The organism is Streptomyces sp. L2 (assembly GCF_004124325.1).
In the GTDB taxonomy this organism is placed as follows: domain Bacteria; phylum Actinomycetota; class Actinomycetes; order Streptomycetales; family Streptomycetaceae; genus Streptomyces.
The window spans coordinates 4,317,708-4,339,175 of record NZ_QBDT01000001.1; the positions used below are offsets into that span (position 1 = coordinate 4,317,708).

Genomic DNA, 21,468 nt, shown 5'->3' on the forward strand with positions numbered 1-21,468 from the left:
CGGCAAGGCGTTGTCCCCTCGCTCCCCGCTGTGGAACAGTCCTGATCACCGCGGTGCCGCAGCGCGAGGCCCATGGACCCGCGCCCGACTCCTGGACCGTCTACGGCGGTTGAGTCCGGCCGGCTCGCGGCACACCGACACACCCCATACGAGGGAGCCCTCATGCCCAGAAGAGCCGCAAGCACCGCAAGCACCGCAAGCAACGCACGCACCGCAAGCGGTGGAACCACCCGGAGACTTCTCACGCTCGCGACCGCGACCGCCCTGCTCCTCGGTGGGGGTGTGGCCGGTGCCGGGACCGCCTCCGCCGCCTTCAGTTACCAGTACTGCGGGAAGCGGTACACCACCGCGGAGCCGGAGTTGAGCTACGGCGACACCGGGGCGGCGGTGAAGGAGCTCCAGTGCGAGCTGAATCAGAACGTCACCGGCGCCAACCTCACGGAGGACGGTGTCTTCGGCGGGCTGACGTACAACGCCGTGGTGAAGTTCCAGGGCTGCTTCAAACTGGACCAGGACGGCATCGTCGGCCCGAAGACCTGGAACGAGCTGGACGTCGTCAGCGACTTTCCCGTCCAGGCGGAGCATGCGTGCTGACGCCGCCGGGCGCCGGTGCCGCGCGTCAGGCTCGGCGGATGTAGAGCCGCAGGGCCGTGTCCAGGTCGTGCTCCGCGTGAGCCGTGCGCTCCTCCTCCACGGTCGCCCGGGTGAACCCCGCCCGGGCCACCACGCGCTGGGACGGAGCGTTGTCCGCCTCGATCGAGGCGAAGACCATGCTGACGTCGTCCCGGGCCAGCGCCCACTCCGCGAGCGCGTTCAGCGCCTCCGTGGCGTAGCCCTGGCCGCGAGCGCCCTCGACGAGGTCGTAGCCGATCTCGACGCGGCCGTCCTCGTCCGGCACGCCGTGGAAGCCCATGCCGCCGACCGCCCGCCCGTCCTCCCGCCGGACGAGGGCGAAGACCCCGAACTCGGGGCGGTGGACGCCCGCTTCGTACGCCTTGGTCATGAACCCGGCGGCCTGGCGCGTGCCGTCGTACGGGCCGCCCTCGATCCACTCGAAGCCGCCGTCGCCGCCGAGGCGCAGGTCACGGGCGGCGGCGGGGCGGATGCCGGTGAGGACGAGGCGCTCGGTCGGGAGGACGAGGTTGTTGTGCCAGCGCCACTCGGTGACCGGGGCCCGGCCGGGCAGCTCGCCGCGTCCGGTGGCCCACAGCAGGGTCGGCCAGGGGGCGGGTCCGGGCTGGACGTGCGGGAACAGCCACTCCAGCACGGCCTGGGCCAGCTCCTCGCCCGGCTCGTAGTCCAGGCCGAGGCCCTCGGCGATGTCATGGGTGTGCAGCAGCACCTCGGCGACGCCCATCGCGGCGAAGCCCTCGCGGTCGGCGCTGCGGAACGGGTAGGGGTGGAAGGCGCGGACGCCGGGCGGGGTGGTGCGGACGGCGGCGGCGAACAGGGCGCCGGTGGACTGGATGACGTGCAGCAGGCCGGAGTTGTCGGTGCCGTCGTCGAGGGTGATCTCGAAGGGGACGTAGTCGTCCTGGGCGCGGCCGGCCAGGTTGGCGGCGTAGGCGATCAGGTCCTCGGCGATGTGGAACGCCGTGGTGAGGCAACTCCATTCCACCCGCCCGGCGTTGACCGCGGTCCAGTCCCGGCCCACGGCGTCCCGCAGCACCGCCACGCATCCCGCGACGGCCTCGTCCACCTGATCCCCACCCATGGCAAGCATGCCCGAAGGGTAGGGGGCGCGGGCCGGGCGGGGCGACCCGATTTCCCCTCCCCTCAGGACGACAGCAGGTCCAGTTCGGCCGTGAGGTTGTAGCGGGCCGTGGCCTCCCAGTGCTCCTGCCCGTAGGGCGTGCGGAACAGCGCGGGCAGGGACAGGAGGTGGCGCAGGATCGCCGAGCGGCCCTCGCGGAAGGCGTCGGGCGGGACGAAGTGGTACTCCTCGCGGACCTCGGCCGTGTAGGCGGCGTACGCCGACGGAGGCGCGGCGAGGACGGCGAGGTCGGCGTCGCACAGGACCTGGCCGTTGGTGTCGGAGACGGCGGGGTCGTGGGTGACGGTCAGCCGGACCAGGCGGGCCACCTCGGCGGTGGCGGACGCGGGGACGCCGGCCTCCGGGAGGGCGCGTTCGGCGAGGTGGGCCGAGCGCTCCTCGTTCTCCGAGCGGTCGGGGAGATAGACCGCGTCGTGGAACCAGGCGGCCAGCCGGACGAGGTCCGGCTCCGCCGCGTACGCCTCCAGGGTGTCGATGTGGTCCAGCACCGCGGTCAGATGGGTCAGCGTGTGGTAGTGCCGCTGCGGCTCCTGCCAGCGGGCGAGGAGGTTGTCGGCGTACGGGAGGGGGTCGGGGTGCGGGGCGGGGGCGGGGTGCGACACGGGGGCATGGCTGGCGTGCGGCGCGGGGTCTGCGTGCGGTGCGGGGGCATGCTCGGTGTGCGGCGCGGGGTTGGGGGGCGGCAGCGGGTCGGGGTGCGGTACCGGGTTGGGGTCGGCGTGCGGCGCGAGATCGGCGTGCGGCCGCGAGGCCGGGGTGCCGCCGGGTGCGCGGGCGGCCTCCAGGGCGCGGACGAAGCGGGCGCGCAGGGCATCGGGGTCGGCCATCTCCCCATTCTCGGCCATGGCCCCCTTGGCGTGTGGTCACCGGCACCCGGGGCGTGGGGGCCGGTGCGGCGGGGCATAGTCTAAATTGGACTAGACCTGTAGTGCCTGCTGCCACTGTCACTGTCAATGTCACTGTCCTACCCGTGCCCGGCCGAAGAATGGGGTGCCATGAGCAAGCGTGCAGTCCTGGAGGTGATCGCCCTCGACATCGAGGACGCGGTGGCCGCCCAGGCGGGAGGCGCGGACCGCCTCGAACTGGTCACCGAGATGGCGGCCGACGGCCTCACTCCCTCGGCGCGGACCTTCGCCGGGATAAGGGCCGCCGTCGACATCGACCTGCGCGTGATGCTCCGGCTGGCGGACGGGTTCGCGGCGGGCGACGCCAAGGACCTCGACCGGCTGGTGGGCGTGGCCCGTGAGCTGCGGGACGCGGGGGCCGACCAGTTCGTGCTCGGCTTCCTCGACGCGGAGGACGGCGTGGACCTCGACGCCGTCGAACGGGTGGTCGCCGCGCTGGACGGCGCGCGCTGGACGTTCCACCGGGCCATCGACCGCGCTGCCGACCGCGAGGCGCTGCGCAAGCAGCTCGCCGACCTGCCGGGGCTGGACACCTACCTGACGGCGGGGGCGGCTGAGGGGGTGGACGGCGGCCTGTCCACGCTCACGGCGGAGGCGTGCCGACGGGGCGAACAGGGGTACGACCAGACGATCCTCGTCGGCGGCGGGCTGCGCCTTGAACACGTGCCGGCGCTTGTGGACGCCGGGCTCGACGCCTTCCACATCGGCGGGGCGGCGCGACCCCGGGGGTGGGAGGGGGCGGTGTCTGCGGGGGCTGTGGCGGAGTGGCGTGCGGTGTTGGACGGGTAGGTCTTTGCGCCGAGGGGGTGGCGGTGCGTGTTCGGGTGCGTTGTGGCTTGTCGCGCCCGTGCGGCGGAGCCGGATATGGGCAGAGCCCCGCGCCCCTTTCGGGGCGGCCCGGTCCTCCCTCGTGCGGGTCTCGTGTGGCTGGTCGCGCCCGCGCGGCGGAGCCGCATATTGGTAGAGCCCCGCGCCCCTTGCAGGGGCGCGCCCGTCTTCCCTCGTGCGGGTCGCGTGTGGCTGGTCGCGCCCGCGTGGCGGAGCCGCATATTGGTAGAGCCCCGCGCCCCTTTCGGGGCGCCCTGCTCGGCCTAGTCGGTCAGTTGCGGCGGCAGCGGGGTCGTGTGGGTGACCGTGAGGCCGGAGACCGCTCGGGTGAGGGAGACGTAGAGGCGGCGTAGGCCCGTTCGTTCGTCTGGTTCGGCGTCGACCACGGCCTGGGGTTCGTCCAGGACGACGTAGTCGTACTCCAGGCCCTTGGCGAGGGAGGCCGGGACCAGGGTGAGGCGGGTGTCGCGGGTCGTCTCCTCGCCGGGGGAGAGGTGGGAGATGCCGGCCGCCGTCAGGGCCTCGGCGAGCGCGGGGACGCGGGAGTCCGCCGCGATCAGGCCGGTCGAGCCCTCGTGCCGCAGCAACTCCTCGCAGGCGGCGACGACTTCGGCGGTCTCCGTCACCGTACGCACCTCGAAGAAGCCCGGGTTCTCCCGGACCGAGGCGACCGGGGCGAGGCCGGGCGCGATGTGGGGGAGGAGGCGGGAGGCGTAGGCGATGACGTCCGTGGGGACGCGGAAGCCGGCCGTCAACTCCTCGATGACACCCTCCTGTTTGCCCAGGTGGGCCAGCGCCTCGTCCCAACTCCGGGTCGCCCACGGCGTCGTACCCTGCGCCAGGTCGCCGAGGACGGTCGCGCTGCCCGTCGTGCAGCGGCGGCCGACCGCGCGGTACTGCATCGGGGAGAGGTCCTGCGCCTCGTCGAGCACGACATGGCCGAGGGAGTGGGTACGCCGGATCAGGTCGGTCGCCTCGTCGATCAGCACCGCGTCCGCGGCGGACCACTTGGCCGACTTCACGCTCCGCACGGGCTTCGCCCACAGGATCGTCTTCTGCTCGTCCTCGTCGAGGACCCCCTCCGCGTGCTCGGCGAGGAAGTCCGCGTCGGTGAGCAGCCGCAGCACCAGCTTGGCCGGATCGACGTCCGGCCAGATCGCCTTCACGGCCGCCTTCACCGCGCTGTTGCGGGCGACCGCGTCCTGCACCCTGTCGTCCGGCGCCTCCCCGGACCGCTCCATCTGTACCAGCACCGCGTGCGCGATCCGCTGCGGGAGGGCCTCGCGGGCGGCGCCGTAGCGGATGTCCCGGTCCAGCAACTCGCGGACGATGTCCTCCAGTTCGTACGCCGGGACACGCCACCGGCGCGAGCCGCGCACGACCACGACCGGCTCCGCCGGCATGGTCACGTGCGCGTACAGGGCACGCCTGAGGACCTCGGCCATCCGGGCGTCGCCCTTGACGATCGCGGCGGTCGCCTCGTCCGTGCCGCCCACCTCCACGTGCGCGACCAGGTCGTCGACGGTGGCCTGCCGCACGGTCAGCTCGCCCAGCGCGGGCAGGACCTGCTCGATGTAGTGCAGGAATGACTTGTTCGGCCCGATGACCAGCGTGCCGGTGCGGGCGAGCCGCTCCCGGTGCGCGTACAGCAGGTACGCCACCCGGTGCAGGCCGACCGCCGTCTTCCCGGTGCCGGGCCCTCCCTGCACGCAGACCGTGCCGGACAGGCCGGAGCGGACGATCTCGTCCTGCTCGGGCTGGATGGTGGCCACGATGTCCCGCATCGGGCCGACGCGCGGCCGCTCGATCTCCTGCTGGAGTAGCTTGCTGGTGGTGGCCGCCTCGGCCGGGTCGGACAGGTGCTCGTCCTCGTAGGCGGTGAGGTCGCCGCCGGTGTAGCCGAAGCGGCGGCGCAGCGCGATGTCCAGCGGGTCCTTCTTGGACGCCCGGTAGAACGGCTGGGAGACGGGCGCGCGCCAGTCGATGACCATGGGGTCGCCGTCGGCGTCGTGCACGTGCCGGCGCCCGATGTAGAACCTCTCCCCGTACGCCCCTTCCGCCTGCTCGGCGCCCGGTGCGTGCAGGTAGTCGAGGCGGCCGAAGAAGAGCGGGGTGTCGCTGAGGTCGGCGAGCGCCTTGATGCGGTCGTCGATCTGGCGGGCCAGGACCTCGGCGTTGACCCAGTTCGCGGTGACGTCCCTGATGTCCAGCGACTCGACGTCCTCACGCATGGCCCGCAGCGCGGAGCGGGACGCGGAGAGGTGGGAGCGTTCGCGCAGGAGGGGGTTGTCGTCGCCGTCCGCGAGGGGCGTGGCGACGGGGTCGTGGGCGGGCGTGGACAAGGGGGTGCCTCCGGTGACCTGCTGGCCTGTGGGCCTGCTGCGTGGGTTGCGTCGGTACGTCGGTGCCGTCCGGTTTCCGTCCGGGCGGCCGCGCTCCGCGGTGCGGGAGGCGGGCAAGAGAGGAGATTCTAGGTGGTGGGGCAGGATAGGGACCAATGGATTTACCGGCCGCCGGCCCTGTCCCCGTCCCGGCCCCCGTCCCTCACCGTCCCGGCGCCGTCCCCTAGGGGGTGGAGGCCCCCGGAGTAGGGGCCGGAGTCCACCCAGGGGTCTACTCGGAGGCCTCCGTGATTGGACCCGTGGGCCGATTCCGGATCGGTGTCCCAAGTCGGACCATGGGGACATGAGCGCAGCAACCATCTCTCCAGCCCCTGTCCGACCCCCCACCGGTGCCACGGCCGTGGACGGCCCCCACCGCCACCCGCTGGGCAACGCGCTGCGTGCCGTCAAGGTGTTCGCGGAGGCCGCCTTCGGCGTCGTGATCCTCGGTGAGTACGGCGAGGAAGCGGGCATACGCCGTAAGTGAGCGGGCTCGCGTGAGCCGGCCGTTGAGCGGTCTGCTCAGCCGTCGGCGAGGATCTCGTCGGCGTCCATGATCCGGTACGCGTAGCCCTGTTCGGCCAGGAACCGCTGGCGGTGCGCGGCGAAGTCCTGGTCGATGGTGTCCCGGGCGACCACCGAGTAGAAGTGGGCCTGGTGACCGTCGGCTTTGGGGCGCAGGACGCGGCCGAGGCGCTGTGCCTCCTCCTGGCGCGAGCCGAACGTGCCAGACACCTGGATGGCGACCGTGGCCTCCGGCAGGTCGATGGAGAAGTTCGCCACCTTCGACACCACGAGCACACTGATCTCGCCCTCACGGAACGCGTCGAACAGCTTCTCGCGCTGCGCGTTGGACGTCTCGCCCTTGATCACCGGCGCGTTCAGATGCTCGCCCAGCTCGTCCAGCTGGTCGATGTACTGGCCGATGACGAGGATCTGCTGGCCGGCGAACCGGCGCACCAGCGCCTCCGTGACCTTCCGCTTGGTCGCCGTCGTCGCACAGAAGCGGTACTTCTCCTCCGTCTCGGCGGTGGCGTAGGCGAGCCGCTCGGATTCGGTGAGGTTGACGCGGACCTCGACGCAGTCGGCGGGCGCGATGTAGCCCTGCGCCTCGATCTCCTTCCACGGCGCGTCGAACCGCTTGGGGCCGATGAGGGAGAACACGTCCGACTCGCGGCCGTCCTCGCGCACCAGCGTCGCGGTGAGACCGAGCCGGCGGCGGGCCTGCAGATCGGCGGTGAACTTGAAGACGGGAGCGGGCAGCAGATGGACCTCGTCGTAGACGATCAGACCCCAGTCGCGGGAGTCGAAGAGCTCCAGGTGCGGGTAGACGCCCTTCCGCCGGGTCGTCAGCACCTGGTAGGTGGCGATGGTGACCGGCCGGATCTCCTTGCGCGTCCCGCTGTACTCGCCGATCTCGTCCTCGGTCAGCGAGGTCCGCTTCACCAGCTCGTGCTTCCACTGCCGGGCGGAGACGGTGTTGGTGACGAGGATCAGCGTGGTCGACTTGGCCTGCGCCATGGAGCCGGCACCGACCAGCGTCTTCCCGGCGCCGCAGGGCAGTACGACGACGCCGCTGCCGCCGTGCCAGAAGTTCTCCACGGCCTGCTTCTGGTACGGCCGCAGCGCCCAGCCGTCCTCGGCCAGTTCGATGGGGTGCGCCTCGCCGTCCACGTACCCGGCGAGGTCCTCGGCCGGCCAGCCCAGCTTCAACAGGGTCTGCTTGATCTGCCCGCGTTCGGAGGGGTGCACGGCGACGGTGTCCGCGTCGATCCGGGCGCCGACCAGCGGGGCGATCCGCTTGGACTTCAGTACCTCCTCCAGCACCGGCCGGTCGGTGGTGGTGAGCACCAGTCCGTGCGCGGGGTGCTTGGACAGGGCCAGCCTGCCGTAGCGGTCCATGGTCTCGGCGATGTCGACGAGCAGCGCGTGCGGCACCGGGTAGCGGCTGTACTCCACCAGCGCGTCGACGACCTGTTCGGCGTCGTGCCCGGCGGCCCGCGCGTTCCACAGGCCCAGCGGGGTGACCCGGTAGGTGTGGATGTGCTCGGGCGCCCGCTCCAGTTCGGCGAAGGGCGCGATGGCCCGACGGCAGTCGTCGGCCCGCTCGTGGTCGACTTCCAGGAGCAGCGTCTTGTCGGACTGGACGATCAGCGGACCATTCACCTGCGTAATCCTTCCGCACGGCCTGAGACAGCGGCCAAACGTCCAGTGTGCCCTAAACCCCGGCGATCACGGGCAGGTCCGGGGTCCGGTCATCGGGCAGGTGCGGGTCCCGGTCATCGGGCAGGTGCGGGTCCCGGTCATGGGGCAGGTCCGGGTTCGGGTCATGGGGAGGCCGGGGAGGCCTCAGTCCTCCGCCAGTTCCGCGACGCCCGTGACGCGGTGCAGCGGGTACGTCCGCACCTCGTCCGCCGTGTGGTCGTACGCCGTCACGAAGCCGCCCTCGACCCGGATCGGCGCGATGACGCGCTGGCTGGCCGTGCCCTCGGCGTTGACGTAGCCGATCCACAGAGCCTCGCCGGTCAGGACGGCGGCCTGCATGGTGGCGAGCGTCTCCGCGGAGGAGGTGCGGGGCAGTTCCCCGCCGGCGAGCGGTGCACCGGCCCCGGCCGGCTTGCGGGGGGTGGTGGCGGCCAGGTCGCCGGCCCGGATCGCGCGGATCGCCGCCGCGAGCAGCGTGGTGTCGGGCGGCGGCGGGCCGTCCGGTACCGGCTCGGGCGCGGAGCGCGGCGGGGTGCGGTGCGCGTGGGCGCGGGTGATCACGACGTCGCCCTCGGCGGACTCGGCGGCCGGCGCGAACCCCATGGCGCGCAGCCCCTCCAGCAGCGCGGCCGGGTCGGACTGGGTGGCCAGCACCGTCGGGGCGAGCCGGCGCAGCCGCAGACCGGCGGCCCGTTTGTCGGCGAGGATCTCGTTCAGCAGGGCGTCGTCGTCACAGCGGACGTACGCCGAGGCGGTGCCCACCCGCAGGTGGCCGTGCTTGCGGGCCACGTCGTCGATCAGATACGCCAGCGGCTGCGGGACGGGCGTCCGCGAGTGCTCGGTGAGGAAGGCATGCAGGTCGGCGGCGGTCTGTCCGGCGTCCAGGGCGCGGCGGACCGAGGCCGGGGTGAAGCGGTACACCGTCGCGCCGCCCTTGGACTCGACGTTCGCGAGCACCCCCAGCATGTCGGCGAGCGGCCGCCGCAGCGGGCCGGGGGCCACCGCGGTCAGGTCCGCCTGCAACAGGACGTGGTCCAGCGGCTCGGGCAACAGGGGCGCGAGCAGCCGGGCGGCGGCGGCACCGGCGACGGCCTGCTCGGGCGGGGAGAGGGGGGCCGGGGGGTCGGTGCTGGTCGCGGGGGCGGGCGTGGCCGTGGCCGCCTGATGATGGACGGGGAGCTTGTCGCCGGGGCCGCCGTCGGCCTGTGTCCCTGCGGGCGCCGATGCCGGAACCTTGCCGGGGGCCGGCGCCCTGCCCGGGGCCGTGTCGGCGGGCGGTGTTCCGACGGAGTCCGGGGTGGTGTCGGTCGAGGCCGGTACGACGACGGCACTGCCCGGGGTTGCCGTCCGGCCGGGTGCCGAGGCCGGTGCCGGGGTGCCCAGGAGGGCGCGGCCCTGGGTGGACAGGGCGCCTCGGCCGGTCACGCCGAGGAGTTCCGCTTCCGAGAGGGTCCAGCGGGCGAGGCGGGAGCGCAGGTCGTCGTCGGTGCGGGGGCCGCGCAGCGGGCGTTCCCAGCGGAGCCGGGCCAGCACCGTGTCGGCCGCGGGGGCGGCGCCCTCGGGGAGCGCGGCGAGCAGGGCCAGCACCCGGTGGCGTACCTCCGGCGCGGCGGAGCGGTCCAGGCCCGGGCCCAGCGCGGACAGCGCGCGGTCCTTGGCGTCCCGGCCGCCCACCAGCCCGGCGGTCCGTGTCGCCGTGAGCCAGGCCGTCGCCAGCCGGGACCAGCGTTCGGCGGGGGGCTCTTCCAGCCACTCGTCGTAGGCGGGGGTGGCGGCGAACCGCTCGTCGGCCTCGCCGTCGGAGGCGAGGAGACCGGCGGCGTAGGCCAGTTCGACCCAGAAGGCGGCGACCGGTTCGGGCACGTCCAGGGCGACCGCCGTCCGCTTCAGGTCCCGCACGCTCAGCCCGCCGGCCCGCAGCACGGCCGGACCGCCCTCGTCCCAGTCCTTCAGCAGTTCCTCGACCGTGGCCAGCGCGGTGTACGCCTGCCCGGCGGCGGTGGCGTCCACGATCTGCGGGCGGTACGTGGCGGCGGCGTCCACGGCCGGCGGCAGCGGCTCCGGCTCGCGGTGGGCGCGGCCCGCGCGCAGGTGCAGGGCGACCTCGCGGGGCAGTACGACGGTGCCGGGCGCGGTCGGCAGCAGCAGGCCGCGGTCCAGCAGCCAGCGCAGATGGGCGGCCGGTTCGGGGGTGACGTGCCCGTACGGCGGCCCCCACACCAGCCGTTCCAGCACCTCGGCGGACGCCTCGGGGGCGGCCTTGAGCAGGGCGGCCATCTTCTTGCGGTGGGTGAACAGGGCGGTCAGCGCGGTGACGGCGGAGACCGAGTCGTGGGTCGTGGGCAGCCCGGCGGTGGTGACGATGTCCTGGATCCGGCCCGGCGACATGCCCGAGGTGGCCTCCTGGACGGTGGGGCCGAGGCCGGTCGGGGAGGGGTGCTGCGCGGACGGGGCGAGGAGTTCGCGGGCCGTGCGGACGAGGTGCAGGCGGTCGTCGCCGCCCCACACCAGGGCCTGTTCGCGCAGGGTGGCGAGGGCGTGCGGGAGCGCGGCGGTGGTCGCCTCGTCACCGGCGTCGCCCGCCATCAGACCGAGCAGCGCCTGGTACGACGCCGGGTCCGGGGCCACGGCCAGGGCCTCCGCGGTCTGCAGGGCGAAGCGGTCCAGCCGTTCGAGTGAGCGGAGCACGGAGGCGCGGGTGCCGGCGCGGGTGGCGAGCTGGGTGAGGTCGGTGGGGACGGGGGTGATGAGGTCGGGGCGGCTGCGCAGGAGTGCGGCCAGGGAGGCGTCGCCGCGTTCGCGGAGTGACTCCGCGAGCGAGCGGGGGGCTGCCGCCGGCTTCTCCTCGGTACTCATCCGAGTCACGGTACCGGGTGTCTCTGACGGTTTGGCCGAGACTGCCGTCCAGCGGGCGGTGCGGGGGCCGAGCGGGGGTGGGTCGGGTGCCCCGGTGCTGTCATCGTGCCGCCGCGCCCACCCGTGCCGCCCTTGCGGCACGCCTGCCCGCGGTTGGGGGGGCTGGGGGCGGCAGCCCCCGGGGGTACGGCAGCTCCGGGGGCCCTTCGGTTGGCGGTACCTTCGTGCAGGGACAACGCCGCACCCCCGGAGGGGCTTCGTGGGGATCGAGAGTGACCAAGTCGTCTACGAGTACCTGAGCCGTGTCGGCGACATCGCCCAGCAGCGGCAGTTGCCGTCGGGCACGCGGATGCGCCTCGTCTCGGAACTGCGCAACGAGATCGACCGCCGGCGCGCCAAGACTCCCGTGGACAGCCCCGCCGCCGTGCGCCGCATCATCGCCCGCCTGGGCAGCCCCGCCGAGGTGGTCGAGGCCGCCGGAGGAACCCCGGCCGCCCCGCAGCCGCCGGCCGCCTCCGTACCCGTACAACCGGAGCCCCGGCGCCGGGACCGGGCGGAACCGGAGCCCGAGGAGCGGCCCAAGGGGCTGCGCAGGGTCGTCCCGCGTCCGCGTCCCGAGGGACCGAAGGCCTCCGCCGTCCCCCCGGACGCCGCCTCCCCGCCCCACCTGGCGCCCGCGCACGAACTCGGGGACAGCGTCACGCAGCCCGACTGGATGGGGGTCCCCCCGGCCGAGCGGATTCGAGGCTGGGGGAGGGGGGAGGGCAGCCCGTTCGGACCCGGAGAGATGGACGCCGTACCGGGGTTCGTCGGGGGTGTGGAGATCCCCGAGCTGCTCAAGCGCCCCCCGAAGGAGACGGAACCCGAGGCGGGGGAGGGCGGGCCGCAGGAGGAAACGGGGCCGGGCGCCCTGGACGCCACGGACAGCCCCGCCCCCGCACGGCAGCGCAGTCGCCGGCTCCTGCCCCGCCCCGCGACCGGCTGGAGCAACCCCCTCCTGCTGCTCGCCGCGGCCGCGCTGGTCGCGGGCGCGGTGCTCGGGAACTGGTTGGCGCTGATTCTCGGCTGGCTGATCGCCTACGGCTCCCGTCGGCTGAGCCCCGCCGAGACCAAGTGGGCCGTGCTCGTCCTGCCCGGCGCCGCGCTCGCCGCCGGGCTGGTGTGGCTGTGGGGCCGCGACAACGGCCGCTGGGGCACCCCCATCGCCCAGGGCCACATGGGCGACGCGGTCTCCGCGACCTGGCCGTGGGTAGTCCGGGGCGCCGCCATCGCCTCGGCCCTCTACCTGACCTGGCGCTCCCAACGACGCAGCTGACGCGGGGCGCGGCGCATCCAATCACCCGGCGCTGAAGAGCGACGGTCTGACGCACGGCGGTCCCGACCGCCCGGCGTCGAAGCGCGATGGGATTGACGTCCGGGGGGCCAAGCCGCCCGGTGCCCGAGCGCTGCGGGCCGATGCACCGCGGATCAAGGCCCCCCGGCGTCAAACCGCGGCGAAGCCGAAGCGCGCCAGATCCAGGTGCCCCCGGCGTCCAAGCGCGGCGGGGCCGGCGGCGCTTGCCCGCGGTGGATTCAAGCCACCGGCGTCCTCGGGGTGCCGGAGGCCGTTCGGGTACCCGGCACAATGAGGGCCATGACCTCGCTGCTCACCGTCGGTTTCGACCTCGACATGACCCTCATCGACTCCCGGCCCGGCATTCGCGCCTGCTATCTGGCGATGTCGGAGCGGACGGGGACGTACATCGACGCCGACGCGGCGGTGACCCGGCTCGGGCCGCCGCTCGCGCTGGAGCTGGCGAACTGGTTCCCGCAGGAGGTGATCCCCGCGATGAGCGACCTGTACCGGGAGATATACCCGACGATGGCCATCGAGCCGACGCCCGCGATGGCCGGCGCCCGGGAGGCGATCGCGGCGGTGCGGGCGGCCGGCGGGCGGGCGCTCGTCGTCACGGCGAAGTACGAGTCCAACGCCAAGCTGCACCTGGCCCACCTCGGCATCGAGCCCGACGCGGTCGTGGGCGGCCTGTGGGCCGAGCGGAAGGCGGAGGCCCTGCGGGACTACGACGCGAGCGTGTACGTCGGCGACCACGTGGGCGACGTACGCGGGGCCCGCGCGGCAGGCGCGCTGTCGGTGGCCGTGGCCACCGGCCCGTGCGACGCGGAGGAGCTGCGCGCGGCCGGCGCGGACGTCGTCCTGGACGACCTCGGCGCCTTCCCGTCCTGGCTGGCCGGCTACCGGGAGGCGGAGCCGGCGGCCTCGCGCGCCTGACGCCGCCCCGCCGCGACCGACCGCAGCACACCCGCGCCGGCGACGAGGAACCCGACGGCCATGAGCATGCTCAGCCCGTACATGTACGTCGGGAACGGCGACGCACCGAGGAACAGCGGGAACACCGTGACGAGGGTGGCCACCGCCCCGGCGAAGAAGACGAGGGCACCGGCGCGGATCAGCCCGTCACCGGGCCCGGCGGAATCCGTCTGGGTTTTGTCACTCACCCGACCAGGGTAGTTCCCAGCGCGAGGGAACAAACCGGGGGACGTCTTGTCACCCGCCCGAAGACCATTAGCCTTGGTAGCGGCGGGCGGCGGGTCATGGTCGACCCGCTTCACTGCTATCAAGAGCCCGTCAAGCAGCCATTCCGAGCAGTTTTCCGACGAGTACGAGGACGAGGACAGACGTGCCCACCGGCAAGGTCAAGTGGTTCAACAGTGAGAAGGGCTTCGGCTTTCTCTCCCGTGACGACGGCGCTGACGTCTTCGTCCATTCCTCGGTTCTCCCCGCCGGAGTCGAAGCGCTCAAGCCGGGACAGCGGGTGGAGTTCGGTGTCGTCGCCGGTCAGCGCGGCGACCAGGCGCTGTCGGTGACCATCCTCGACCCCACCCCGTCGGTCGCCGCGGCGCAGCGGAAGAAGCCGGACGAGCTGGCCTCCATCGTGCAGGACCTGACGACCCTCCTCGAGAACATCACGCCGATGCTGGAGAAGGGCCGCTACCCCGAGAAGACCTCCGGGAAGAAGATCGCCGGTCTGCTGCGCGCCGTGGCCGACCAGCTGGACGTCTGATCGGGGCCGAATTCAGGGGAACGCGAGCGCGTCGGGGCCGACGGGCGGTACGAGTCCCTCGGCCGCCGCGCGCGTGAGCAGCCCGCGGATCGCCGCGTAGCCGTCCTCGCCGAGGTCCGAGGTGAACTCGTTGACGTACAGCCCGATGTGCTGGTCGGCGACGGCCGGGTCCATCTCCTGGGCGTGCTCCATGACGTAGGGCCGGGAGGCCTCGGGGTCGTCCCAGGCGGCGCGCACGGAGGCGCGGACGGAGTCCGCGAGCCGCCGCAGCGTGTCCGCGCCCAGCGACCGCTGGGCGATGATCGCGCCCAGCGGGATGGGCAGCCCGGTGGTGTCCTCCCAGTGTTCGCCCATGTCGGCGAGCTTGTGCAGCCCGTAGTTCTGGTACGTGAACCGGGCCTCGTGGATGACGAGTCCCGCGTCCACCTTGCCGTCCCGCACGGCCGGCATGATCTCGTGGAACGGCATGACGACGATCTCGCCCACGCCGCCCGGCAGGGTGTCCGCCGCCCACAGCCGGAACAGCAGGTAGGCGGTCGACTTCTCGCTCGGCACGGCGACCGTACGGCCCGTGAGGTCGGCGCCCGCCTCCCGGGTCAGCACCAGCGGCCCGCAGCCCCGCCCCAGCGCGCCGCCGCACGGCAGCAGGGTGTAGGTGCCGAGGACGTACGGCAGCACGGCGTACGACACCTTCAGCACGTCGAACTCGCCGCGCTCGGCCATGCCGTTGGTGATGTCGATGTCGGCGAAGGTCACGTTTAGCGCGGGCGCGCCGGGGACCCGGCCGTGGGCGAGGGCGTCGAAGACGAAGGTGTCGTTCGGGCAGGGGGAGTACGCGGTCCGCAGGGACCGCTGCCGCTCGCTGTTGTGCTCAGTGGTCGTCATGCCGTGTCCCAACTCTCCAGTACCGGTGCCAGCTTCCCGAAGCCGGCGGTGAGTGCGGCGAGGGCGTCGCCGATCCGCCAGGCGTCCCGGTCGCGCGGGCCCACCGGGTTCGACACCGCGCGGATCTCCAGCACGGGCACGTGGTGCAGGGCGGCCGCCTCGGCGACGCCGAAGCCCTCCATCCCCTCGGCGAGGGCCCCCGGGTGCCGGTCGCGCAGTGCGGCGGCGCGGGTGGCGGTGCCGGTCACGGTGGAGACGGTGAGGACGGTGCCGACCCGCGCCCCGGTGGCCCGCGACACGGCTCGTACGAGTGATTCCGGGGGCCGGTGGGTGACGCTGCCGAAGCCCAGCTCGGTCACGGGCAGGAACCCGTCGGCGGTCTCCGCGCCAAGGTCGGCCACGGTGACGGCGTCGGCGACGACCAGGGTCCCGAGCGGGGCCGCGGGCAGGAAGCCCCCGCCGATCCCGGCCGACACGACCAGGTCGTACGGCTCCCCGCGCAGCGCCCCCGCGGTCAGCGCACCGCCCACCGAGGCCCCGGCGAGCGCGGCCCCGACACCGGCGGCGACCAGATCGACGACCAGGCCGGCGGGGTCCGCCCCGCCCGGTGCCAGCCGGTCCAGCCGCGCCCCGGGGACGCCGACCTCCTCGGCCGGCCCCGCGAACCCCGCGGCCACCGCGTCCCGCTCGACGGGAACGGCGGTGGCCACCAGGATTCGTACCGGAACGCCGCTGATCAGGAGGCCTTCTTGAACTTGAAGGACCACACGCCCTTGGCGGTCTTCTCGCCCATCTTGATGGACACGACGTTGGTGCTGCCGCCGGTGCCGTACTGGGAGTTGAAGAACGCGCTGCCCGGGATCGTGCGGTAGGTCTTCTTGCTGTAGTCGGTGAACTGCTGACCGTTCACCAGGACCGCCCAGCCGCTGTCCGCGATCTTCGGGTCCACGCCGAAGCGGACCGTCTCGTCCGTGTCCACCTTGATCGACTTCGCGTCGGTCTTCTTGGCGCACTTCGTGAGCGACTTGGTGTCCAGCACCTTGCCGTCGTTGTAGCACATGGCCTCGGAGTGCACCGAGTCCTTGCCGACCGTGATCGTCGCGATCGGCGTCGGCTTGTCGCAGGCAGTCAGGACGAGCAGTCCGGCGGTAACGGCGCCGGCGGCAGCGACGGCGCGGCGGCGTCGCGGTGCGGATTGCAGCGTGGTCATGGCCGAAGGCTATCTGGCACCCCGAGCCGTCCGGCCACGTGGGGTACGGCGTGCCCGGTTCGTTACGCCACTCGCGCCCGGGCCTTGCCGCTGTGCCGGGCGGAGTCGAGCAGGCCGCGCAGCGTGCTCAGCCAGCCGGCGCCGACGATCGCGGCGGCCATCGCCAGGCCGAGGGTGCCGTTGAGCGGCATGACGATGCCGACGGCGCCGCCGAGCACCCACGCGACCTGCAGCATCGTCTCGGAGCGGGCGAACGCCGAGGTGCGCACCTGTTCGGGCACGTCCCGCTGGATCAGGGCGTCCAGCGACAGCTTGGCCAGCGCCTGCGCGAACCCGGCGACGGCGGCGAGGCAGGCGACGAGGAAGGCGCCGAAGAACAGGGCGGCGACGATCGCCGTACCGAGGGCCACGGCGACCACGGTGACGATGATGATCTCCGGGGCGCGGGATCTCAGCCAGGCGCCCACGGCGGTGCCGAGCGCGTTGCCGGCGCCCGCGGCGACGCCCACTATCCCGAGGGAGACGGCCGCGCTGGCGCCGGTCAGCGGGTGCTCGCGCAGGAGGAAGGCGAGGAAGAAGATCAGGAATCCGGAGAGGCAGCGCAGGGCGGCGTTGGCGCCGAGGGCGTGCGTGACGGCGGGGCCGACGGTGCGCAGCCCGGGCCGCTTGCCCTGCGGTTTCCCCTTGGCGTCGGCCTTCTCTTGTACCTGCTGGATCCGGCGCGGTCGGTGGAGGTGCTCCTCGTCCCGCGCCAGCAGGGCCCCCTCCTCGCCCTTGGCGGAGTCCACCTTGGGGGGCAGGGAGAACGAGAGGAACGTTCCCGCCACGAAGATCACGAAGGCGCCGTAGAGGGGCCAGGGGTCGCCGATGGCGTGCAGTCCGGCGCCGATCGGGGCGGCGACTCCGGTGGCCAGGAGGCCGGCGAGGGTGACCCGGGAGTTGGCCTTCACCAGGCTGATGGCGGGCGGCAGCAGGCGGGGCACGACGGCGCTGCGGACGACGCCGTACGCCTTGGAGGCCACCAGCACGCCGAGCGCGGCCGGATACAGCTCCAGGCCGCCGCTCGCCACGGCCCCCGAGATGATCAGCGCGAGCAGGGCGCGGGCCAGCATCGCGGCGGCCATGGCGGCGCGGCGGCCATGCGGCAGCCGGTCCAGCAGGGGGCCGATGACGGGGGCGAGGACGGTGAAGGGGGCCATCGTGATGGCGAGGTAGAGGGCGACCCGGCCGCGGGCCTCGTCCGTCGGCACCGAGAAGAACACGGTGGAGGCGAGGGCCACCGTGACCATGACGTCACCGGCGCCGTTCACGGCGTGCAGCTCGATCAGCTTGGCGAGCCCCGACTCGCCGGCGCCGTGCGCGTGCGTGGCCTTGCGGATGCCGCGGACGGTTCCGCGGACCGGAAGGTGCAGGGCATGCCCGACCGCGCGGACGGCACCGCCGACCCGGCCCGAACCGCCACCACCCCGCACACTCCCCCTGTCCCCGGCAGCCACGACGTTCATAGTGCCCCGAGAGGCCCCCTCATAGTGCGGTTTGCACGGAGGCGAGTCGCCCCGGGCTCCGTCCACACCCCCCCGTCCACCCCCGGACGAGCCCGCAGACGAAATCCGCACCGGCGGGGCAGCGCCCCGTCACGGGCGCGGGGCTGTATCAACATGCGGCTCCGCCGCGTGAGCGCGACAAGCCACAACGCACCCGCAGCCTCCCGGCCCGTCCCCGCACTGGCGGTCTTCCGGCCCGTCCCCGCGCTGGCGGTCTTCCGGCCCGTCCCCGCGCTGGCGGTCTTCCGGCCCGTCCCCGCGCTGGCGGTCTTCCGGCCCGTCCCCGCGCTGGCGGTCTTCCGGCCCGTCCCCGCGCTGGCGGTCTTCCGGCCCGTCCCCGCGCTGGCGGTCTTCCGGCCCGTCCCCGCGCTGGCGGCCTTGCGGCCCGTCCCCGCGCTGGCGGCCTTGCGGCCCGTCCCCGCGCTGGCGGCCTTGCGGTCCGTCCCCGCGCTGGCGGCCTTCCGGCCCGTCCCCGCGCTGGCGGTCTTGCGGCCCGTCCCCGCGCTGGCGGTCTTGCGGCCCGTCCCCGCGCTGGCGGTCTTGCGGCCCGTCCCCGCGCTGGCGGTCTTGCGGCCCGTCCCCGCGCTGGCGGTCTTGCGGCCCGTCCCCGCGCTGGCGGTCTTGCGGCCCGTCCCCGCGCTGGCGGTCTTGCGGCCCGTCCCCGCGCTGGCGGTCTTGCGGCCCGTCCCCGCACTGGCGGCCTTCCGGCCCGTCCCCGCACCCGTGGCCGGACCGGGGTGTGCTCCGGGCGCGCCGCAGGCGGGGTCCGCCCCGGGCAACACGGCTGTTCCGGGCCTCACTTCGTGGCCGGCCGAGCCGGATGGGCGGGCGGGAAAATCCGTCCCGACGCGGCCCACCCCCTCGCCGGTGTAGGCCAACCGCCGCCGACCGGGTAGCGTGCGTATCTCAGCCATAACGCAGAATGGATGGCAGAGGTGCGCCCGAGCGCGATCGGACGCGGACGTCGATGCGGCCCACAGGTCCGCTCCGTCCGCTCCACCGCCGGAGGCAGCTGGCCTCATTGAGACGGCGTAGGAGAGAAGCGATACCTGTGAGCGCAGCGACAACGCGAAGCCGCACCCCCGACCGTCTGTGCGCCGAGGCCGTCGACCTCGCCCGAGCCGCCGCCGAGGAGGCCGCCGCGCCCGGCGTGGTCGGCGAGCACGCCGGCCTCGTCTCGGAGGGTGACCGTGTTGTCACGCACTTCTTCGAGTGCAAGGAGATGGGCTACCGGGGCTGGCGCTGGGCGGCGACCGTGGCCCGCGCCTCCCGCGCCAAGGTGGTCACCCTCGACGAGGTGGTCCTGCTCCCCGGTTCCGACGCCCTCCTCGCCCCCGAGTGGGTGCCCTGGAGCGAGCGGCTGCGTCCCGGCGACATGGGCCCCGGCGACCTGCTCCCCACGGACCAGGAAGACCTCCGCCTGGAGCCCGGCTACACCGCGGAGGAGGTCCCGCCGCCGAACTCGGCCGTCTCCCCGGTCTCGCACGAGATGGCGGACCTGGCGGAGGCCGAGGACGCCGACGTCACCCCCGGCACCCCCGCGGCCCAGCCCACCGTGCCCAGCCGCGGCTCGATCGCGTCGGTGGCCGAGGAACTCGGCATGCGCCGCGCCCGCGTCCTGTCCCGCTACGGCCTGCACACCGCGGCCGACCGCTGGGAGGAGTCGTACGGCGCGAAGACGCCCATGGCCCAGGCGGCCCCCGCGTCCTGCGTGAGCTGCGGCTTCCTCAGCCCGATCGGCGGCTCCCTCGGCCAGGCCTTCGGCGTCTGCGCCAACGAGTTCTCCCCGGCCGACGGCCGCGTGGTCTCCCTCGCCTACGGCTGCGGCGGCCACTCCGAGGCCGCGGTCATGCCGAAGCCGCCCCAGCCGGCCCCGCCGGTCATCGACGAGACCCGCGTCGACCCCTTCCCCCTCCGCCCCGCCCGCGACTCGGGCTCGGTCCCGGAGGCGGGCGACGAGGCGACGGCGGACCTGGGCCACTCGTAGCGGAGGGATTTCACTCGTACCGGGGCAGACCCTTGGTCGAGACGGTCCATTCCGCGATGGTGACGTCCTCGCCGTACACGAAGTCCTTGCGGGTCGCGTAGCGCGGCCCGTCAGGGGTGGGGTGGATGTCGGTGAGGACGGCACCGGTGCCGGTCCGGGGATCGAAGATCGCGTACACGGGGACGCCCATCAGGGGATAGTCGCGCACCTTGCCCACCCAGTCGTTGTCCGGGTTGGTCCGGGACACCACTTCGACGGCCGCGATCAGGGTGCGGGGATCGAAGGTGCCGGGCACTTCCATGTCGTGCATGGCGATGACCATGATGTCCGGCCTGCGCATGATGCGTTCGGACTCGTTCTCGACATCGGGCTCTCCCGTGTGGGCCACGATCTCCTCAGGCATCCCGGTTTCGAGCCGTTTGCGCAGGTAGAGAGTGGTCAGTTCGTGTGGGCCGACAGGCGCCATCATGTCGTGGACGATCCCTTCCTTGGTGATCTCGAATTTCCCGGGCACGGTGTCGTCCGTGGACTGGACGAAGTCACGCATGGCCCGGTACCGGTGGGCGCCGCCCTGTGCGTTCTCGGGTGCGATGGTCATGGCGCTCGCTCCTCGTCTGTGCCCGGGGGCAAGGATCGTCGCCTTCATGCTAGGCGTCGTTCTGGAGCCGGGACCGGCACTCACGGCAGCGTCCCGGTGTGGGCGAGCGGAAGGGGCGCTCGCAGTCCTCGCAGGTGACGAAGGGGTGGATGACCTTGGGCGGAGGCGCCGGGGGCCGGAACGGGGGCGGTGGCGGCAGCTGCTCGGCGAGTCGGTGGGCCAGCAGGGCCGCCGGGCGGCAGATGGGTTCCTCGGGCAGGCCCGAGGTCAGGGCGTGCCGTACGGCCGACGGGCTGACCTCCCGCTCCAGCCAGGCGGCGACGCCGGGGGCCAGGTGGGCGGTGTCAGTCTCCGAGAGCAGCAACCGCCGGTCATGTGTGCGCAGCTCCGTGAGCAGTTCGACGGCCTGCTGAAGGAGGGCGGGAGCGGGGTACGCCGGACGCGGCACCGGCGGCAGGGCGGTCTTCTTCTTGCGCGGCGGCCCCGGTTGCTCCCGCCGCTTCCGCTTCGCCGACGCGTCCCCGGACGGGACGGCGCTACGGCCGCCGTGCCCCGGCTGATTGCAGGAGATCGTGCGGGAGACGATGCGGCCGTCCGCCGCCCGTTTCCGCTCCCGCCGCAGGTATCCCTCCGCCTCCAGCTCCCGCAGCGCGGCGGCGATCCGGGTGGCCCCCTCGGGGAAGCGGACGGTGAGGCTCTTGATGTCGACACTGGCACCGGCCGGAAGCGACTGGATGTGCACTCCTCCGAGGCCGATGGCGAGCGCCGAGAGCCTCGGGTGCTGGGCCAGGTGGTTGCCGATCACCGTGAACCGGGTGGTGTGCCGGGCGTTGTCGTGGACCAGCCCGCCGGAGCGGGGCCGCTGCCCCCGGTTCGGGTGGTTGTTGCCGCCAACTCGGGACTGGGCGCGCGAGGGCGCGCTAGGGTTCTGCGTATCCATCGGGAAGCTGTTCTCTTCCTGGGTGGTCAGGCCCTCGCACTGGGATTGCCCGTCCCGGCGGGGGCCGAACTATTTCTGGTGGTCTGTCGCGCTGAGCGTAGAGCCCACAACCGGTCGCCGCGCCAGCCAAGTTGGCAACATTCACCCACCCGAGTGATCACCCGTTCCCGGCGTCAGACGTGGTCAAACGCGTGGGCGGGAGGGGTGGGGCTTGGTGAGGTTCTTTCCCCCATCGTTCCTTTGGCAAAGAACGCACGCGTCACCGTGGCACGGAATTCCGCGTCACGGTGCCC

At 73.5% G+C, this 21,468-nt stretch carries 20 protein-coding genes; 8 read left to right on the forward strand and 12 right to left on the reverse strand.

The genetic code is table 11. The features are described from left to right. The first annotated feature begins 162 nt into the window (after positions 1 to 162). The gene (locus DBP14_RS19300) at positions 163 to 594 is read left to right on the forward strand and encodes a peptidoglycan-binding domain-containing protein (protein WP_164992362.1); all 432 of its coding nucleotides are present in this window, start codon (positions 163 to 165) and stop codon (positions 592 to 594) included. Positions 595 to 619: 25 nt separating this feature from the next. Here DBP14_RS19300 and DBP14_RS19305 read toward each other — a convergent pair whose 3' ends face one another. Together DBP14_RS19305 and DBP14_RS19310 are read right to left on the reverse strand one after the other, a co-directional pair. Further along, positions 620 to 1,714, reverse strand: coding sequence for a GNAT family N-acetyltransferase (locus DBP14_RS19305; protein WP_206739459.1), 1,095 nt, complete (start codon positions 1,712 to 1,714; stop codon positions 620 to 622). A 62-nt stretch (positions 1,715 to 1,776) separates the two neighbouring features. Further along, positions 1,777 to 2,376 carry a hypothetical protein gene (locus DBP14_RS19310; protein WP_241741261.1) on the reverse strand — a complete coding sequence of 200 codons (600 nt, stop codon included), beginning with the start codon at positions 2,374 to 2,376 and terminating at the stop codon, positions 1,777 to 1,779. A gap of 393 nt (positions 2,377 to 2,769) precedes the next feature. Between DBP14_RS19310 and DBP14_RS19315 the strand changes: the two genes are divergently transcribed. Further along, a complete protein-coding gene (locus tag DBP14_RS19315) occupies positions 2,770 to 3,468 on the forward strand; it encodes a copper homeostasis protein CutC (RefSeq protein ID WP_129308408.1) in 699 nt (232 codons plus the stop codon). A gap of 302 nt (positions 3,469 to 3,770) precedes the next feature. On the opposite strand, the gene DBP14_RS19320 is transcribed toward DBP14_RS19315, so the two are convergent. Further along, the gene (locus tag DBP14_RS19320) at positions 3,771 to 5,849 is read right to left on the reverse strand and encodes a UvrD-helicase domain-containing protein (protein ID WP_129308409.1); all 2,079 of its coding nucleotides are present in this window, start codon (positions 5,847 to 5,849) and stop codon (positions 3,771 to 3,773) included. A gap of 343 nt (positions 5,850 to 6,192) precedes the next feature. Here DBP14_RS19320 and DBP14_RS19325 point away from each other — a divergent pair, with 343 nt between their 5' ends. Beyond that, on the forward strand, positions 6,193 to 6,375 hold the full coding sequence (locus DBP14_RS19325; protein WP_129308410.1) for a hypothetical protein: 183 nt from the start codon (positions 6,193 to 6,195) through the stop codon (positions 6,373 to 6,375). 35 nt (positions 6,376 to 6,410) lie between these two features. On the opposite strand, the gene DBP14_RS19330 is transcribed toward DBP14_RS19325, so the two are convergent. Both DBP14_RS19330 and DBP14_RS19335 read right to left on the reverse strand, forming a co-directional pair. Further along, on the reverse strand, positions 6,411 to 8,054 hold the full coding sequence (locus DBP14_RS19330) for a DNA repair helicase XPB (RefSeq protein WP_129308411.1): 1,644 nt from the start codon (positions 8,052 to 8,054) through the stop codon (positions 6,411 to 6,413). A 183-nt stretch (positions 8,055 to 8,237) separates the two neighbouring features. Further along, on the reverse strand, positions 8,238 to 10,949 hold the full coding sequence (locus DBP14_RS19335) for a helicase C-terminal domain-containing protein (protein ID WP_129308412.1): 2,712 nt from the start codon (positions 10,947 to 10,949) through the stop codon (positions 8,238 to 8,240). 259 nt (positions 10,950 to 11,208) lie between these two features. Between DBP14_RS19335 and DBP14_RS19340 the strand changes: the two genes are divergently transcribed. Together DBP14_RS19340 and DBP14_RS19345 are read left to right on the forward strand one after the other, a co-directional pair. Further along, positions 11,209 to 12,264, forward strand: a complete 1,056-nt coding sequence (locus tag DBP14_RS19340) for a hypothetical protein (protein WP_129308413.1) — start codon at positions 11,209 to 11,211, stop codon at positions 12,262 to 12,264. A gap of 318 nt (positions 12,265 to 12,582) precedes the next feature. Further along, complete coding sequence (locus tag DBP14_RS19345) at positions 12,583 to 13,218, forward strand: haloacid dehalogenase-like hydrolase (RefSeq protein ID WP_241740974.1); 636 nt, start codon at positions 12,583 to 12,585, stop codon at positions 13,216 to 13,218. Here DBP14_RS19345 and DBP14_RS19350 read toward each other — a convergent pair. Then, positions 13,182 to 13,445: a hypothetical protein gene (locus DBP14_RS19350; protein WP_129308415.1), complete on the reverse strand. Its 264-nt coding sequence runs from the start codon at positions 13,443 to 13,445 to the stop codon at positions 13,182 to 13,184. The genes DBP14_RS19345 and DBP14_RS19350 overlap by 37 nt on opposite strands. A 182-nt stretch (positions 13,446 to 13,627) precedes the next feature. On the opposite strand from DBP14_RS19350, the gene DBP14_RS37320 reads away from it, so the two are divergent. Continuing rightward, entirely contained in the window at positions 13,628 to 14,011 is a 384-nt protein-coding gene (locus tag DBP14_RS37320; RefSeq protein WP_129308416.1) for a cold-shock protein, read from the forward strand. 12 nt (positions 14,012 to 14,023) lie between these two features. Here the strand turns inward: DBP14_RS37320 and DBP14_RS19360 are convergent, their stop codons facing one another. The 4 genes from DBP14_RS19360 to DBP14_RS19375 form a co-directional block, all read right to left on the reverse strand. Continuing rightward, positions 14,024 to 14,896 (reverse strand): 1,4-dihydroxy-6-naphthoate synthase, encoded by an 873-nt coding sequence (locus tag DBP14_RS19360; protein ID WP_129308417.1) that lies wholly within the window; start codon positions 14,894 to 14,896, stop codon positions 14,024 to 14,026. Further along, a complete protein-coding gene (locus DBP14_RS19365; RefSeq protein ID WP_129308418.1) occupies positions 14,893 to 15,606 on the reverse strand; it encodes a futalosine hydrolase in 714 nt (237 codons plus the stop codon). The genes DBP14_RS19360 and DBP14_RS19365 overlap by 4 nt, the downstream gene beginning before the upstream one ends. A 26-nt stretch (positions 15,607 to 15,632) precedes the next feature. Further along, the gene (locus tag DBP14_RS19370; protein ID WP_129308419.1) at positions 15,633 to 16,106 is read right to left on the reverse strand and encodes a DUF2771 domain-containing protein; all 474 of its coding nucleotides are present in this window, start codon (positions 16,104 to 16,106) and stop codon (positions 15,633 to 15,635) included. 62 nt (positions 16,107 to 16,168) lie between these two features. After that, positions 16,169 to 17,611 carry an MFS transporter gene (locus tag DBP14_RS19375; protein ID WP_129308420.1) on the reverse strand — a complete coding sequence of 481 codons (1,443 nt, stop codon included), beginning with the start codon at positions 17,609 to 17,611 and terminating at the stop codon, positions 16,169 to 16,171. Positions 17,612 to 17,779: 168 nt separating this feature from the next. Between DBP14_RS19375 and DBP14_RS19380 the strand changes: the two genes are divergently transcribed. Both DBP14_RS19380 and DBP14_RS19385 read left to right on the forward strand, forming a co-directional pair. Next, positions 17,780 to 18,523 carry a hypothetical protein gene (locus DBP14_RS19380; RefSeq protein WP_129308421.1) on the forward strand — a complete coding sequence of 248 codons (744 nt, stop codon included), beginning with the start codon at positions 17,780 to 17,782 and terminating at the stop codon, positions 18,521 to 18,523. A gap of 178 nt (positions 18,524 to 18,701) precedes the next feature. Beyond that, positions 18,702 to 19,637, forward strand: coding sequence for a DUF3027 domain-containing protein (locus DBP14_RS19385; RefSeq protein WP_129308422.1), 936 nt, complete (start codon positions 18,702 to 18,704; stop codon positions 19,635 to 19,637). A gap of 10 nt (positions 19,638 to 19,647) precedes the next feature. On the opposite strand, the gene DBP14_RS19390 is transcribed toward DBP14_RS19385, so the two are convergent. Together DBP14_RS19390 and DBP14_RS19395 are read right to left on the reverse strand one after the other, a co-directional pair. Beyond that, on the reverse strand, positions 19,648 to 20,235 hold the full coding sequence (locus DBP14_RS19390; RefSeq protein ID WP_129308423.1) for a Uma2 family endonuclease: 588 nt from the start codon (positions 20,233 to 20,235) through the stop codon (positions 19,648 to 19,650). A 49-nt stretch (positions 20,236 to 20,284) separates the two neighbouring features. After that, a complete protein-coding gene (locus DBP14_RS19395; protein ID WP_129308424.1) occupies positions 20,285 to 21,175 on the reverse strand; it encodes a helix-turn-helix domain-containing protein in 891 nt (296 codons plus the stop codon). Positions 21,176 to 21,468: the final 293 nt, after the last annotated feature.